Source organism: Tessaracoccus zhenghani, from assembly GCF_055326325.1.
Genome location: NZ_JBUZNQ010000002.1, coordinates 84,319 through 99,370 on the forward strand (window position 1 = coordinate 84,319; position 15,052 = coordinate 99,370).

The following is a 15,052-nucleotide window of genomic DNA, read 5'->3' on the forward strand; positions in this document are numbered from 1 at the left end:
GCCCCCTGGCCGTCGTCGAAGGGAATTTCTGGTGTCCAACACTGACAACGAGCTCGCGCAGGTCGCGGCGGTCATCGTGCTCGCCGCGGGTGGCGGGACGCGCATGAAGTCCAAAACCTCCAAACTCCTCCACGAAGTGGCCGGCAAGCCCATGCTGAGCTTCGCGGTGTCGGCCGCGGCCGCGCTGGACCCGGAGCGACTCGTCGTGGTCGTCGGGCATCAGCGCGAAGAGGTGGTGGCCCATCTGGAGCAGCTGTCCGAGCAGCTCACCACCGCCGTCCAGGAGGAACAGCTCGGCACCGGGCACGCCGTGGAGTGCGGGCTCGCCGGCCTCGGCGACATCGAGGGCGACATCGTCGTCACCTACGCCGACGTGCCGATGCTGGCCGGCGAGACGCTGCGGCAACTCGTCGCGGTCCACCGCGGCCGCCGCAACGCCGTCACCGTCATGACCTCGCGCGTCGAGGATCCCACGGGCTACGGCCGCATCATCCGCGAGGACGACGAGGTCGCCGGCATCGTCGAGGACCGTGACGCCACGGAGGAACAGCGCGCCATCACGGAGATCAACTCCGGTATCTACGTCTTCGACGCGGCCAGCCTCCGCGAGGGCCTGGCATCGCTCAAGACCGACAACGACCAGGGCGAGCGCTACCTCACGGACGTCGTGAAGTTCTGTCACGAGCGGTCGCAGAGGGTCGGCGCCCACCTCGTCGACGACGTCTGGCAGACCGAGGGCGTCAACGACCGGATCCAGCTGGCCCGCATCAACCAGGAGATGCAGCGCCGCATCCGGGATTCGTGGATGCTCAAGGGCGTCACGATGATCGACCCGGCGTCCACCTTCATCGACGTCGACGTGGACCTCGCGCCCGACGTGCTGCTCCACCCCGGCGTCATCCTGATGGGTGCCACCACCATCGGCGAGGGCGCCGTCATCGGCCCCGACAGCAGCCTGATGGACGTCGAGGTGGGCCCCGGCGCGGAGGTGATCCGCACGCACGGATCGTTCGCCGTGATCGGTGAGGGCGCCACAGTGGGGCCCTTCGCCTACCTCCGGCCGGGCACGATCCTGGGCGACGACGGCAAGATCGGCAGCTTCGTCGAGACGAAGAACGCGCAGATCGGGGCGGGTACCAAGATCCCGCACCTGTCCTACGTGGGCGACGCCATCGTGGACGAAGGGGCCAACATCGGGGCCGGCACGATCTTCGCCAACTACGACGGCGTCCACAAGTCCACCACCCACGTCGGCAAGGCCGCCTTCGTCGGATCGAACTCCGTCCTGGTGGCACCCGTCGACGTCGGCGCTGGCGCGCTGGTGGCCGCTGGGTCTACGATCACGGACGACGTGCCTGCGGGTGCGTTGGGCGTGGCCCGGGGGAGGCAACGCAACGTCGAGGGCTGGATGACCCGCGGTCGTCCGGATTCCAAGCAGGCCGCAGCAGCGGCTGAAAGCGACGGCACCATCCATCCGGCAGTGATCGAGTCCCGAGAAAAGAAGGCCTGAGCCACATGTCCCACCAGATCGCCAAGAACGACAAGCACCTGATGCTGTTCAGCGGGCGCGCCTACCCCGAGCTCGCTGAGGAGGTGGCGAACCTGATGGGCTGCCCGCTGGTGCCAACCCGCGCTCTGACCTACGCCAACTCCGAGATCTACGTCCGGTTCGAAGAGTCCGTCCGTGGCTGCGACGCGTTCGTCATCCAGTCGCACACCGCTCCGGTCAACGAGTGGATCATGGAGCAGCTCATCATGGTGGACGCGCTCAAGCGGGCCTCGGCCAAGCGCATCACCGTGGTGGCCCCGTTCTACCCCTACGCCCGCCAGGACAAGAAGCACCTGGGCCGCGAGCCCATCTCCGCGCGCCTCGTGGCAGACCTGTACAAGGCCGCAGGCGCGGACCGCATCATGTCGGTGGACCTGCACGCCGCCCAGATCCAGGGCTTCTTCGACGGCCCGGTGGACCACCTCTGGGGCCTGCCCGTGCTCAGCGAGTACGTCCAGGAGAAGTACGACACCTCCGAGATGGCCATCGTGTCTCCCGACGCCGGCCGCGTCCGCCTGGCTGACCTGTGGACCGACTACCTCGGTTGCTCGCTGGCTATCATCCACAAGCGCCGCGACCCCAACAAGGCCAACACCGTCGCCGTGCACGAGGTCGTCGGCGACGTGGAAGGCAAGATCTGCCTCCTCGTGGACGACATGATCGACACCGCTGGCACCATCGCACAAGCTGCCCAGGCGCTGAAGGAACGCGGTGCCAAGCAGGTCATCGCGGCGGCCACGCACGCCGTGTTCTCCGGCCCCGCGGCCCAGCGCCTCAACGCCTCGGGCATCGACGAGATCATCGTGACCAACACGCTGCCACTCCGCACGCCGGAGCCCATCGCGAACCTCACTGTGCTGTCCATCGCCCCGCTGATCGCCAAGGCGATCGACGCGGTGTTCCTCGACGGCTCCGTCACATCGCTCTTCGGTGGCCAGGCCTGAGGTTTCCGCCCGTTCCGTGAGAAGGGGGCCGGTGTGGATGATCCACACCGGCCCCCTTCACGTTGCGGAGGGTACGTCCCGGTTCAGCGGCTCAGTGTGACGGGCGACGGCTCGGGGAGTGACGCCAGCGCCACGGCGAGCCGCTCGGCGTAGGTGCCGCGAGGGGCCAGGACGGCTGCGGCGCCTGCCGGCAGATCATCGGGGTCCGTGACGGGGGGCGAGGTGTAGAAGACCTGCGCGCCGGCGCCGGGGCCCCCGTCGAGCCGGATGCGGCGGGTGAGCACGGCCAGGTTGGCGAACCGTGTGGCCGCTTCGGCTGAATGCTCACAGTGATCGACTGCGAGGTGGAGGCGGCAATGAACGGCCAACTCCACCAGCCAGGCGAAAGGAACTTCCGTCAGGCAGCGGTCCAGAACCACGGAGCCGGATAACGACGACTCCTGGCAGCTCAGGCTGATGTCTGTCACGCCGCTGGAGGCGAGCCAACGCAGGATCGCTGCGTGTTTTCTTTCCGGCATTACTTGTCCTTCCGGCCGTTGATTGACCCTATCCCGTTTTCATCCAGGCCGGGTAAACCGTCGTTCAGGTACCACTCTCAACCCGGACGGAACGTCATTAACTTCATCTTTCGGAAAAACACGAAAGATTGTTACACGCCCACCGCGCACCCTCGGGGTCTTCCACGACCCTGGTCGACCGTCGCCTCATACCTGCGACGTGCGAGGCGGGACGTGGGGTGGATTCCCCGGGTGCGGCGGCCTCAATAGGTTGGTCGGCGAAACCTCTGGAAGGACACCCCATGACGCAATCCCAGCCCGCCTCGCGTCCTGCGTGCGGCACCCACCACCTCACGAAGGTCTACGGTTCCGACGACCGGCAGGTCGTCGCCGTCAACGACGTCTCGGTGAGCATCGAGCCCGGTTCCTTCACCGCCATCATGGGTCCGTCCGGCTCCGGCAAGTCCACCCTCATGCACTGCATGGCGGGCCTCGACCGTCCGACGTCCGGCTCGGTGTTCGTCGGCACCGACGACCTGGCGCGGCTGCCCGAGAAGAGCGTGACGCGCATCCGCCGCGACAAGGTGGGCTTCGTCTTCCAGAGCTTCAACCTCCTGCCCACCCTCACCGCCGAGCAGAACATCCTGCTGCCACTCGAACTGGCCGGCAAGAGGGTGGACCGCCCGTTCTTCCAGCAGGTCGTCGCGTCGTTGGGCCTCGGCGACCGCCTCACCCACCGCCCGTCGCAGCTCTCCGGCGGCCAGCAGCAGCGCGTCGCCATCGCGCGCGCCATGGTGACCCGCCCTGAGGTGATCTTCGCCGATGAACCCACCGGGGCACTGGACCTCAAGACCGGCACCGCGCTGCTCGAATACCTGCAGCTCTGCTCGCAGGAGCACGGGCAGACCATCATCATGGTCACCCATGACGCGCGCGCCGCCTCGTACGCCCACCGGGCGCTGATGCTGCTCGACGGTCGCATCGTCGCCGACATCGCCCAGCCCACCGCCGAGGGCGTCAGCTCCTTCCTGCAGCAGGCGGTGGCCTGATGTGGCGTCAAGCCGTCTCTGAGCTGAGGCTCCATCCCGGCCGGTTCGTGGCCACCCTCATCGCCATCGCCATCAGCGTGGGCTTCATCGCGGCCATCTCCGTCTTCGTCAACTCCGAGCAGACGGCGTTGGGCAAGTCCACCACCATGCCGCTGGCCAATGCGGACCTCTTCGTCACGACGCTGGGCCTCGAGCTGCCCGAGCTCGTCGACACCCTTGAGGGGGTCGACGGGGTGCGCGCCGTGCACGAGGTGCCGTTCGGCCAGTCCACCATCCTCAACTTCGGCGACAGGTCAGAGGTGAGCATGCTGTACAGCGTGCCGCCAGCAGACCTCCAGTGGTCTGAACTGGTTGACGGCAGGTGGCCCACCTCCGAGCAGGAGATCGTGTTGTCGCGCGCCGGCCTCGATTCGCTGGGCGCCGACATCGGTGACTCGGTCTCGCCGGACCACGATTCCGCCACCGCCTTCACCATCGTCGGCGCGACCGACGACCCCGCCTCCCTGTGGTCCACCGTCGGCTACCTGCAGTTCGGCCCGGAGTACGTGAGCACCGATTACGCACTGGTCCTCGACGACCGGGCCTCCGCCGCCGACGCCTTCGACGGTGTCTCCGAGGCCGCGGCCTCCCTGGACCCCGACATCATCGTGCGGACGGCGGCCGCCGAGCGGCAGACGCAGCTCGACGACCTCACGAACCAGTTCGACATCTTCAAGTACCTGCTGCAGACCTTCGGCGTCGTCGCGCTGCTCGTGGGCATGATCACCATCGCCAACACCTTCGCCATCCTCGTGGCGCAGCGCCGTCGGCAGGTGGGCCTGCTGCGGGCCGTGGGTGCCTCGCCGGGTCAGGTGATGGGACGCATCGTCGTGGAGTCGTTGCTGCTGGGTGTCGTCGGCTCGCTCCTGGGCATCGCGCTCGGCTTCGGCGTGGCCCTGATCGGCGGCTCCATCACGGGTTCGCTCTACTGGGGCCTCGACGTGCGCTGGGGCGAGCTGCTCGTCGCGCTGCTCGCAGGCGTCGCCGCCACCATGATCTCGGCCATCGCGCCCGCCATCGTGGCGTCGAGGGTGAAACCGCTCGAGGCGCTGCAGGCTGTGCCGACAGAAGCCCAGGCACGGCGGGCCGGCCTCATCCGGACCATCCTCGTGGCCCTCACCGCGGCCATCGGCGTCTTCCTCGTCGTGATGAGCCGCATCAACACCGAAAGGAGCGTGTTGTGGGCCGTGGGTGCAGGCGCGTTCCTGACGGTCGCGGTGCTCGCGGCGGCCCCGTTCTTCGTCCCGCCGCTGCTGAAGCTGCTGGGCGCCGTCTTCGGCAGGACGGGTCCGACGGCCACACTCGCCTTCACCAACGCCGCCCGCAACCCCAAGCGCGCCGCGGCGACGGCCACCGCGCTGATGCTCGCCGTCGGGCTCATCGTGACGCTGCAGGTGGCGCTGGCGACGGCCCGCACCTCCGGCACGGAATCCATCCACGCCACGTATCCCGTCGACTTCACCGTCTCGTTCGCCGACGATGAGGTGCCAGCCGACCTCATCCAACGGCTCGAGGGCATGGAAGGCGTCGCCGGGGTGCGGACCCTGCCGGCGAAACAGTTGGACAACGACGTGGTGGCCTTCGACCGCAACGGCCTGCTGCGGGAACTCGGCAAGCGCATCGCCGAGGACGCCCATCCGCAGGACGGCGAGGTGGTCGTTTCTGAGGGGAGCCTGCTCGCCCAGGGCCAGGACACCGTGACCCTGCCCGGTGCCAACGGCGACGTGACGCTGAAGGTGGTCACCGGCACCGGCCTCGAGTATTACCAGGCCTCGGTGACCACGGCCACGCTGGAGCAACTGGCCGGCGACCCCGTGGAGCGCGAGATCTGGATCACCTTGAAGGACCGCGGCGACCTGCAGGCCATCAACCAGGTGGTCAAGGTCCTGGAGACGGTGCCCGACGCCTTCTTCGGCGCGTCCGGAGCCGGCGCGATCCTGGTGCTCAACCAGGTGCTCGACGTCATGCTGATCGTGCTGACTGGCCTGTTGGGCGTGGCGATGGTGATCGCCCTGGTGGGCGTGAGTAACACGCTGGGCCTGTCGGTGATCGAGCGGCAGCGGGAGTCCGCGCTGCTCCGCGCCCTCGGCATGCAACGCTCCGGCCTGCGCTGGATGTTGCTGGTGGAGGCCCTCGCCCTCGTCGGGGTGGGGGTGGTGATCGGGCTCGTGGCCGGCATGTTCTTCGGCTGGTTGGGGGTGTCGTCGACGCTCCTGATGATGCCGGGCGAGAACATCCAGCTGCACTTCTCGATCGACGTGCTCTACACCGCCGGGCTCATCGCCGTCTGTCTGGTGGCGGCCGTCCTGGCCTCGCTGCTGCCCGGTCAGAAGGCGGCCAGCGCGCCCCCGACGGAGGCGCTGGCCGCCGACTGAGAAAGGAGCTACTCGGTGGCGACCTGCTTGCGGTAGGCCTCCGCCTCCCAGTTCTCGATGAATCGACGCTCCCGCTCGTCCAGGGCCCGCACACGGCCGAGGGCCGTGGCGGCCTGGCCGACGGTCAGCGCATCGACGTAGACCTCGAGCGCCGTCCTGGCCTGCTTTTCGTCGGCTCCCACCGCAACCACTCCCAGCCCAGGCGAGACGGCGATGACCGGGTCCACCCCGTGGCGCTCGCGGTGCCGGCGGACTGCCTCGGCTGCGTCGTCGCCCTCGTTGAGCACCAAGGGGAAGGAACCCGCGTACACGATCTGGTCGGGAATCAGGGGTCCCTCGTGGAGGAAGCGGGCGCCGGCCTCGGTGAGCGGGAACTGCGTGGCGATCGTGCTGGCGTCGAGCGCCGTGAACTCGGCGCCCACTGCGGCGCGGAATGCTTCGGCGACCGCCGGCAGGCCGCCGGTGGCGGCATCCACGGCCTGCTGCACCCGTCGCATGACGCGGTGACTCTCGCTGCGCACCTGGTCCGGGTCGTCGCCGGAGACGACGAGGCCGTGGTTCATGAGGAACGTGGTGGTGGGGGCGGGCCGGCCGGTGCGCTCCGTGTAGGCGGCACGGCGTGCGGCGATCTCCCTGGCCAGCGGCAGGCCGGGGTCGACGTAGGGCACCCAGAGGACCTGGTCGCCGAACAGTCGGCGGGTCAGCTCCTCGCCGTCGGCGTTGCAGGTCACCGCGTTGATGAGCAGCGGGTGGGTGTGCAGCACGAAGGTGTCGTCGATGAGGGCGTGGAAGAGGATCTCCACCGACGGCCGGCGGGGTCCGTCGTCGAGCCGCGCCAGGGTGGCCAGGTGGTTGACGGGGTCGCCGAGAGCGGGATCCGGATCCGGGCTGGCGAGGGCGCCGTTGAGAACGTCGACGGCGAGCGGCACCAGGTCGTCGGTGCTGAGCGTGGCCATGGAGACACCGCTGGGCTTGATCCAGAGCACGCCGCCGGACTTCACCGACGAGTTGCCACCGCCCGCCCGGGTGAAGGCCGGGTCGGCGCCGAACTCGTTGGAGAGCGCCACGATGTCACGCAACAGGCCGACGGGCCGCTCGGGGGAGGGTTGGTAGGAGGTCAGGTCGGTGGACATCATCGAGACCTTTCGCAGTTCGGAGAGGGAGCCGTGCAGCAGGCCCACGGCGCGGGCCTGGATGAGCGAGTTGCCGATGGCGGTCGCCTCGACGGGGCCGGCAAGTACGGGCAGCCCCGTGCGGTCCGCGGTCAGTTGGTTCAGGAGGGTGTTGGCAGAGCCACCGCCGACGATGACGACGCGGCGCGGCCGGCGGCCGGTCAGGTGCGCCAGTTCCGCGATCGTGTCGGCGTAGGCGGCGGCCAGGGATTCGAGGACGGAGCGAGTGAAGAAGGTGGGGTCGTCGAGACGTTCGTCGCCTCCGAGGAGCGCCTTGACCCGCGCCGGCATGTCGCCGGGAGGCAGCAGCGAGGGGTGGTTGACGTCGAACACGGGCGCGTCCGTGACGCGGCGGGCGGCCTGCGCCAGGGCCGCGGGGGAGTGACGGTGCCCCTCGGCCTCCCACTGGCGGATCGCCTCGGAGATGACCCAGAGCCCCATCACGTTCTTGAGGTAGCGCACGGTGCCGTCGACGCCGCCCTCGTTGGTGAAGTTCTTCAGCCTCGACTCGTCGGTCAACACCGGCGCCGGCAGTTCCATGCCCACCAGGGACCAGGTGCCGGACGAGATGAACACGTCGCCGTCGTCCTGCAGGGGCGCGCCCACGACGGCCGACGCCGTGTCGTGGGATCCCACCGCCACCAGGGGGATGCCGGCCGCGGGACCGTTGATGATCGGACCCAGCACCGTGCCGGGTTCGACGACCTCAGGGAAGATGCGGCGGGGAAGGCCGAGCCTGTCGATGAGGTCCCAGTCCCACCCGCCGGTGCGGGGGTCGAGCAGGCCGGTGGTGGAGGCGTTGGTGCGCTCGGCCACGATCCGCCCGGTCAGCCAGTGGCCCAGCAGATCCGGCAACAGGAGGAGGTGCCGGGCCTTCTCGAGGCGGCCGGACAGCAGGTCGTGACCGAGTTGGTTGATGGTGTTGATGGGGAGGTCCTGGAGACCGGTGCGCGCGTAGAGCTCGTCGGGGGCGATGCGCCCGGCGATCAGTTCGCGCCCGGCGGCGGTGCGCTCGTCGCGGTAGTTGTACGGCAGGTCCAGCAGCTGGTCGTCGCCGAGCAGCCCGTAGTCCACCGCCCAGCAGTCGATGCCGACGGCCGCCACGTCACCGTGGGCGGCCGCCATCGCCAGGCCGATGCCCGCCTGGATGTCCTCGAACAGCGGGACGACGTCCAGCCGCAGCCCGTCCTCGCTGCGCCGGGCTGCAGTGGAGAAGCGGTGCACCTCGGTCAACCGTGGGCACCCGTCGTGGAAGGTCGTGAGCACGACCCGTCCGCTGGTGGCACCCAGGTCGACCGCGATGACCGCATCCATGGGGTCAGGCCCCCCAGCTCGACTGGGCACCGCCGACGCGTTCCTCGGCGATCTGGGCGAGGTAGCCGCTGTCGGCGAAGGCCTTCATCGGGTCCGCCGGCAGCCCGCGACCCTCGCGCCACTGCGCCAGCGCAGGCCGCACGTCGGTGTAGAACGCGTCCATGAGCACGGCGTTCGCGCCCAGTACGTCGCCCGCCTGCTGTGCTGCTTCCAGCGCTGCGGTGTCGACCAGCAGGGAGCGGGCCGTCATCTCCTGCACGTTGAGCACGGAGCGGATCTGCCCCGGGATCTTGTCCTCGATGTTGTGGCACTGGTCGAGCATGAAGACCACGCCGTTCGCGGCGTCGAATCCGCCGCCCCGCTTGACCTCCCACAGGATGCGGAAGAGCTGGAACGGGTCTGCGGCTCCGACGATGAGGTCGTCGTCGGCGTAGAAGCGTGAGTTGAAGTCGAACGACCCCAGCTTCCCGAGGCGCAGCAACTGGGCGACGATGAACTCGATGTTGGTGCCCGGGGCGTGGTGGCCGGTGTCGAGGCAGACGAAGGCGCGCTCACCGAGGGCGGAGACGTGGGCGTACGAGGTGCCCCAGTCCGGCACATCGGTGTGGTAGAACGACGGCTCGAAGAACTTGTACTCCAGCACGAGGCGCTGGTTCTCGCCGATGTGCCGGTAGATCTCCGCGAGGGAATCGGCCAGCCAGTCCTGGCGGCGGCGCAGGTCGCCCTGGCCGGGGTAGTTGGTCCCGTCGGCCAGCCAGATCTTGAGGTCCTGGGAGCCGGTCTGGTTCATCACCTCGATGCAGTCGAGGTGGTGCTCGATGGCGCGACGACGGACGCCCGCGTCGTGGTGCGCGAGGCTGCCGAACTTGTACTCGTCGTCCTGGAAGGTGTTGGAGTTGATGGTGCCGATGCCGACGCCGAGGTCCTCGGCGTACTCCAGCAGGCCCTTCCAGTCGTCGACCTTGTCCCAGGGATAGTGGAGGGACACCTTCGGAGCTAGGCCGGTGTACCGGTGGACCTGGGCGGCGTCGGCCAACTTCTCATGGACGGTGCGGGGGGTCCCTGGGGTGCCGAACACCCGGAACCGGGTGCCCGAGTTTCCGTAGGCCCACGAAGGAACCTCGATGGCCTGCGCTGCCAGTTGGGCGCTGATGCTGTGGTCGAACATGGGCCGCCTCCTTGCGGTTGGGAGTTCATTTAAACGGTTCAATTGAAACGATACAATTCCATCTGAGAATGGTCAAGCCAGCGCAGAGGTCAGGGTGGGGGGATGGAGCGGGGGTCCCGCGAACGGGACCCCCGGACGTGGAGTGCAGGCACAGAGGCCCGCGGCGCCTCGATCAGAAGTCGAAGTCGGCGATGTTGTCGGCGTTGAACACGAAGGGGTCGCCCAGCAGGACGACGCCGTCGGCGCCGACCTCGTAGCTGCCCAGACGGCCGGCCTCGAAGGAGTCGCCTTCCTCGCCGGTGATGTCGCCGTTGACGAGGGCGCCTGCCGCGTGGGCGGCGAGGTAGCCGAGGTCGCCCGGGTTCCAGAGGGCGAAGGCGGTCACGGTGCCGTCCTCGACGTACTCACGCATCTGGTTGGGGGTACCCAGGCCGGTGAGGGCGACCTTGCCCTTGTACTGCGAGGTCGACAGGTAGCGGGCCGCCGCGGCGATGCCGACGGTGGTGGGGGAGATGATGCCCTTGAGCTCCGGGTAGGTCTGCAGCAGCGCGGCCGTGCGGTCGAACGAGGTCTGGTCGTCGTCGTCGCCGTAGACGACCTCGACGAGCTCGATGTCGGGGTGGCTGGCCTCGAGCTCTTCCTTCATCATCTCGATCCAGGCGTTCTGGTTCGTGGCGTTGGCGGAGGCGGAGAGGATCGCGATCTGGCCGGCGTCGCCGATCTGCTCGGCCACGAGGTCGACCTGGACGCGGGCGATGCCCTCGGCGTCGGCCTGGTTGATGAACAGGTCACGGCACTCGGGGTTGGTGTCCGAGTCGAACGTGACAACCTTCACGCCGGCGCTGCGGGCCTCGTCGAGGGCGTCGCAGATGGCGCTGGGATCGTTGGCCGAGACCACCAGGGCGCCGGTGCCCTGCTGCGCGGCGGTCTGGATGAAGCTCACCTGTGAGGTGGGGCTGGCCTCCGTGGGGCCGATCTCGCTGAAGGTACCGCCGAGCTCCTCGACGGCTTCCTTGCCGCCGGTGCTGGAGGTGTCGAAGTAGGGGTTGCCCAGGTTCTTGGGCAGGAAGGTGATCGTCAGGTCGCCGTTGGCGCCGTTGTCGGCGGGTGCGGACTGGGATGTGCTGTCGCCGGTGGTGGGCTCGGCGCCGTCGTCGGTGGTACCGGTGCCACAGCCGGTGAACAGGAGGGCTGCTGCGGCCGCGAGGGCAGCAGATCGGAACGCGAAGCGCGTCTTACGAAGTCCAAACATCATTGTTACCTTTCGTCATGGACTGCTTGTTGGGGTGATTGGTTGGGATTGTTGAGTGGTTCCGGGGTGGTCTGGTCATGAGGAGGTAGCTCGGGCGCTGGCCACCCCCTTACGTCTGCCGACCGCCGCGGCCCGCCGGGCGTGGATCCAGGCGAGGAGGCTTGAGGAGACCACGGAGAAGATGAGCAGCAGGCCGGTGATCACGTTGATCACGTCGCTGGTGACGTTCGCCAGGCGCAGGGCGCTGCCGACCACGCCGATGAGCAGCACGCCGGCGATGACGCCGTGCAGCGCACCGCGGCCACCGAAGATCGAGACGCCCCCCAGCAGGACCGCCGCGATGATCTGGAGTTCCATGCCGAGGGCGTTGTCGCCGCGGGCGTTGGAGTAGAGCAGGGTGAAATAGACGCCCGCGAAGGCGGACACCGCCCCGCTGGCGATGAACAGCTGGAACTTGGTGCGGCCCACGTCGATGCCCGAGAAGGCGGCGGCCTCCTTGTTGAGGCCGATCGCGTACAGCGAGCGGCCGAACGGCGTGAAGTGGAGCACCACTGCGAACACGATGGCGAGGAGTGCGAAGGCCACCATCACCAGCGGGATGGGAGTGCCCGGGATGTTCGCACGGGCCAGACTGGTCCATGTCTCGGGGAACTCCGTGATGGCCGTGGTGCCGAGCAGGCCCACCGCGATGCCGCGGTACAGGGCGAGGGTGCCGATCGTGACGGCAAGGGACGGCAGGCCGACGAACGTGACGAGGAAGCCGTTGAACATGCCGGCCAGCGCTCCCGCGAAGACGGCGACGAGGGCGGCCACCAGGAACGGCAGGCCCGCCTGGGTGAGGAGGCCGGTGAGCACGCTGGCCAGGCCCACGATGCTCGCCACGGAGAGGTCGATCTCCTCGGTGATGATGATCAGCGTCATCGGCAGCGCGATCAGCAGGATCGGGGCGAGCTCGCGCAGGAGGAAGGTGACCGTCAGGGGGCCGTCGAAGTTCGGCACGACGATGAACGAGATCACGTAGACGAGCAGCAGGATCGCGATGATCGCGCCTTCGCGGTTCAGCAGGAGGCGACGCCAGGCGGGCCGTGCGTGGTTGGCGTAGGTGCGGGTGCCGGGTGCGGCGACTGCGGTGCTCACGGCTTCTCCTCTCGTTGTGCGACGAGCTTGCGGCTCTGGCGGACTGCCAGGACCCGGTCGAGGACGATGGCGCCGAGGATGAGCGTGCCGACGACGGCGCGTTGCCAGAAGTCGTCGATGCCCAGGATGGGCAGGGCGCGGTTGATGGTCAGAAGGAGGAACGCGCCGAGCGCCGCCCCCCAGAGGGTGCCGATGCCACCGGCGACGGCCACGCCGCCGATGACGGCCGCGCCGATCGCCTGGAGTTCCCATCCGGTGCCGGCAGCGGAACTGACGGTGCCGTAACGCGCCGCGTACAGGACCCCGGCCAGCCCGGACAGGGCGCCGGAGAGGACGAACGCGCTCACGAGGCGTCGGGTGACCTTGAGGCCGTAAAGGTGCGCGGCCGGGGCGTCGGAGCCGATGGCGTACAGCTCACGGCCGCCACGCATGTTGCGTAGGTACCAGGCGGCAAGCACCAGCACGACGACCGCGATGATGGTCAGCACGGGGATGCCGAGTATCTGGTCCGTGCCCAGGGCTCGGAAGCCGCGGGGAAGGTCTGAGGCGTTGATGCGGCTACTGCCGGCCCATGAGACGTTGAGGCCGCGGTAGATGTACATCGTGCCCAGGGTGATCACCAGGGCGGGGACCTTGGCGACGGCGATCAGCGCTCCGTTGACAGCGCCCAGGAGGGCACCGAACAGCAGGCCCGCCAGGATCACGACGACGATCGGGATGCCCTCCACATCGATGAACAGGCGTCCGGTCATGTAGGCGGTGAGGCCCACCACTGAGGAGACCGAGAGGTCGATGTTGCCGGTGATGATGACCACCGCCTGACCCACGGCCACCAGCAGGAGCAGCGACGGCGTCAGCAGGAGGTCGCGGAAACCGTCCGGGGAGAAGAGGAAGGTGGGGTTGGCCAGTGTGGCGGCCGCGATCACCAGGAGCAGGGCCAGGAGAATGGCGAGCTCGCGAGCGGATGCGACGCGCCTGACGAAGCGGGCAGCGCTGCTGGTGCCGGGGCGGGGGATCGTCGTGGCGCTCATCGAACTGTCTCCAACTGTGCTGTGGCGGCGTGGAGGACGGCCTCCGGGGTGGCTTCGTCGCGGCTGAACTCACCGGTGAGGCTGCCTTCCCGCATGACCAGGACGCGGTCCGACATGCCCAGCACCTCGGGCAGTTCGGAGGAGATCATGAGGATGGCGATGCCCTGCTGCGCGAGCGTGCTGAGGAGGCGGTGGACCTCTGCTTTGGTCCCGACGTCGATCCCGCGCGTGGGCTCGTCGACGATCAGCACCGAAGGCTCCGTGGAGAGCCATTTGCCGAGGACGACCTTCTGCTGGTTGCCGCCGGACAGGGTGCCGGTCTCAGCGTCGAGGGACGAGGTCTTGACCTCCAGCCGGCTCGCCCAGATTTCTGCGGCCCTGTTCTCGAGACCGGTCCAGATCAGGCCGTACCGGGCCAACCGGGAGCGGATGCTCAGCGTGATGTTGCGCGCCACGCTGTCGTCGAGCACGAGGCCCTGCTTGCGCCGGTCCTCCGGCACGAGCGCGATGCCCCGGGCGGTCGACAACCGCGGGTTGCCGCCGGGCAGGTGCTTTCCGTGCAGGTGCACAGAGCCGGACTCGTACCGGTCCACACCGAAGATGGCCCTGGCCACCTCGCTGCGGCCGGCTCCCACCAGACCCGCGAGGCCGACGATCTCGCCGGAGCGGATGGAGAAGGAGATGTCGCGGAAGACGCCTTTGCGCGTCAGCCCCTTCACCTCGAGGGCGACCTCGCCGATCTCGGCGGGGAGCTTGGGGAACATCTCGGTCACATCGCGGCCCACCATGAGGGAGACGAGCTGGTCGACGGTGGTGTCCTCGATGGAGAGCGTGTCGATGTAGGAGCCGTCCCGCATCACGGTGACGGTGTCGCACAGGGCGAAGACCTCGTCGAAGCGGTGCGAGATGAACAGCAGGGCCCGGCCCTCGTCGCGCAGGCTGCGGGCCACGGCGAAGAGACGGTCCACCTCAACCCCGGAGAGCGCCGCGGTGGGCTCATCCATGATGAGGATCTGCGCGTCGAGTGAGATGGCCTTGGCGATCTCGATCAACTGCTGATCGGCGATCGACAATCCCTCGACCACGCGGTCGGGATCGATCGCGACGCCGAGTCGCTCGAAGATCTCGATCGCCTCGCGGCGCATGCTCCGACGGTCGATGCGCCCGAAGCGGTCTGTGGGCTGGCGACCCATGAAGATGTTCTCGGTCACCGACAGATCGGGAAAGAGCGTCGGCTCCTGGTAGATCACGGCGATACCGGCGGCCTTCGACTGCGCGGTGCTGGTGAAATCGACGGTCGTTCCTTCCAGCTCGACGTCACCGGAGTCGCGGCGGTACAGGCCCGCGATGATTTTGACCAGAGTGGACTTGCCGGCTCCGTTCTCGCCGATCAGTGCGTGGATCGAGTTCCGGTGCATGGTGAGGCTGCCGGATCGCAGCGCCACCACCTGCCCGAAAGACTTGAACACCCGGTCCAGCCTCAGCGCTGGTGCCTGCGTTCTCACCTCGTCCTTCATGTAGCCTC

The 15,052-nt window shown here is 68.5% G+C and carries 11 protein-coding genes; 4 read left to right on the forward strand and 7 right to left on the reverse strand.

Annotated features, from left to right (window positions below; translation table 11 throughout):
- Positions 1–31: 31 nt before the first annotated feature.
- Positions 32–1,510: a bifunctional UDP-N-acetylglucosamine diphosphorylase/glucosamine-1-phosphate N-acetyltransferase GlmU gene (gene glmU / locus ACZK4S_RS04145; protein ID WP_463643462.1), complete on the forward strand. Its 1,479-nt coding sequence runs from the start codon at positions 32–34 to the stop codon at positions 1,508–1,510.
- A gap of 5 nt (positions 1,511–1,515) precedes the next feature.
- Entirely contained in the window at positions 1,516–2,493 is a 978-nt protein-coding gene (locus tag ACZK4S_RS04150; protein ID WP_076060027.1) for a ribose-phosphate diphosphokinase, read from the forward strand.
- Positions 2,494–2,576: 83 nt separating this feature from the next.
- Here ACZK4S_RS04150 and ACZK4S_RS04155 read toward each other — a convergent pair whose 3' ends face one another.
- Positions 2,577–3,011, reverse strand: a complete 435-nt coding sequence (locus ACZK4S_RS04155; protein WP_143570889.1) for a hypothetical protein — start codon at positions 3,009–3,011, stop codon at positions 2,577–2,579.
- 281 nt (positions 3,012–3,292) lie between these two features.
- On the opposite strand from ACZK4S_RS04155, the gene ACZK4S_RS04160 reads away from it, so the two are divergent.
- On the forward strand, positions 3,293–4,039 hold the full coding sequence (locus ACZK4S_RS04160; protein ID WP_076060021.1) for an ABC transporter ATP-binding protein: 747 nt from the start codon (positions 3,293–3,295) through the stop codon (positions 4,037–4,039).
- The gene (locus tag ACZK4S_RS04165) at positions 4,039–6,453 is read left to right on the forward strand and encodes an ABC transporter permease (RefSeq protein WP_463643463.1); all 2,415 of its coding nucleotides are present in this window, start codon (positions 4,039–4,041) and stop codon (positions 6,451–6,453) included. The genes ACZK4S_RS04160 and ACZK4S_RS04165 overlap by 1 nt, the downstream gene beginning before the upstream one ends.
- Before the next feature lie 8 nt (positions 6,454–6,461).
- Here the strand turns inward: ACZK4S_RS04165 and ACZK4S_RS04170 are convergent, their stop codons facing one another.
- The 6 genes from ACZK4S_RS04170 to ACZK4S_RS04195 all read right to left on the reverse strand — a co-directional run bounded on the left by ACZK4S_RS04170 (position 6,462) and on the right by ACZK4S_RS04195 (position 15,044).
- Positions 6,462–8,939 carry an FGGY-family carbohydrate kinase gene (locus ACZK4S_RS04170; protein WP_463643464.1) on the reverse strand — a complete coding sequence of 826 codons (2,478 nt, stop codon included), beginning with the start codon at positions 8,937–8,939 and terminating at the stop codon, positions 6,462–6,464.
- A 4-nt stretch (positions 8,940–8,943) separates the two neighbouring features.
- Positions 8,944–10,107: an L-rhamnose isomerase gene (gene rhaI / locus ACZK4S_RS04175; RefSeq protein WP_076060013.1), complete on the reverse strand. Its 1,164-nt coding sequence runs from the start codon at positions 10,105–10,107 to the stop codon at positions 8,944–8,946.
- A gap of 172 nt (positions 10,108–10,279) precedes the next feature.
- Positions 10,280–11,359, reverse strand: coding sequence for a rhamnose ABC transporter substrate-binding protein (rhaS, locus tag ACZK4S_RS04180; RefSeq protein WP_463643465.1), 1,080 nt, complete (start codon positions 11,357–11,359; stop codon positions 10,280–10,282).
- A 75-nt stretch (positions 11,360–11,434) separates the two neighbouring features.
- Entirely contained in the window at positions 11,435–12,496 is a 1,062-nt protein-coding gene (locus tag ACZK4S_RS04185; RefSeq protein ID WP_463643466.1) for an ABC transporter permease, read from the reverse strand.
- Positions 12,493–13,527 (reverse strand): ABC transporter permease, encoded by a 1,035-nt coding sequence (locus tag ACZK4S_RS04190; RefSeq protein WP_076060005.1) that lies wholly within the window; start codon positions 13,525–13,527, stop codon positions 12,493–12,495. Before ACZK4S_RS04190 ends, ACZK4S_RS04185 begins: the two co-directional genes overlap by 4 nt.
- A complete protein-coding gene (locus ACZK4S_RS04195; protein ID WP_076060003.1) occupies positions 13,524–15,044 on the reverse strand; it encodes a sugar ABC transporter ATP-binding protein in 1,521 nt (506 codons plus the stop codon). Before ACZK4S_RS04195 ends, ACZK4S_RS04190 begins: the two co-directional genes overlap by 4 nt.
- Positions 15,045–15,052 lie beyond the last annotated feature (8 nt).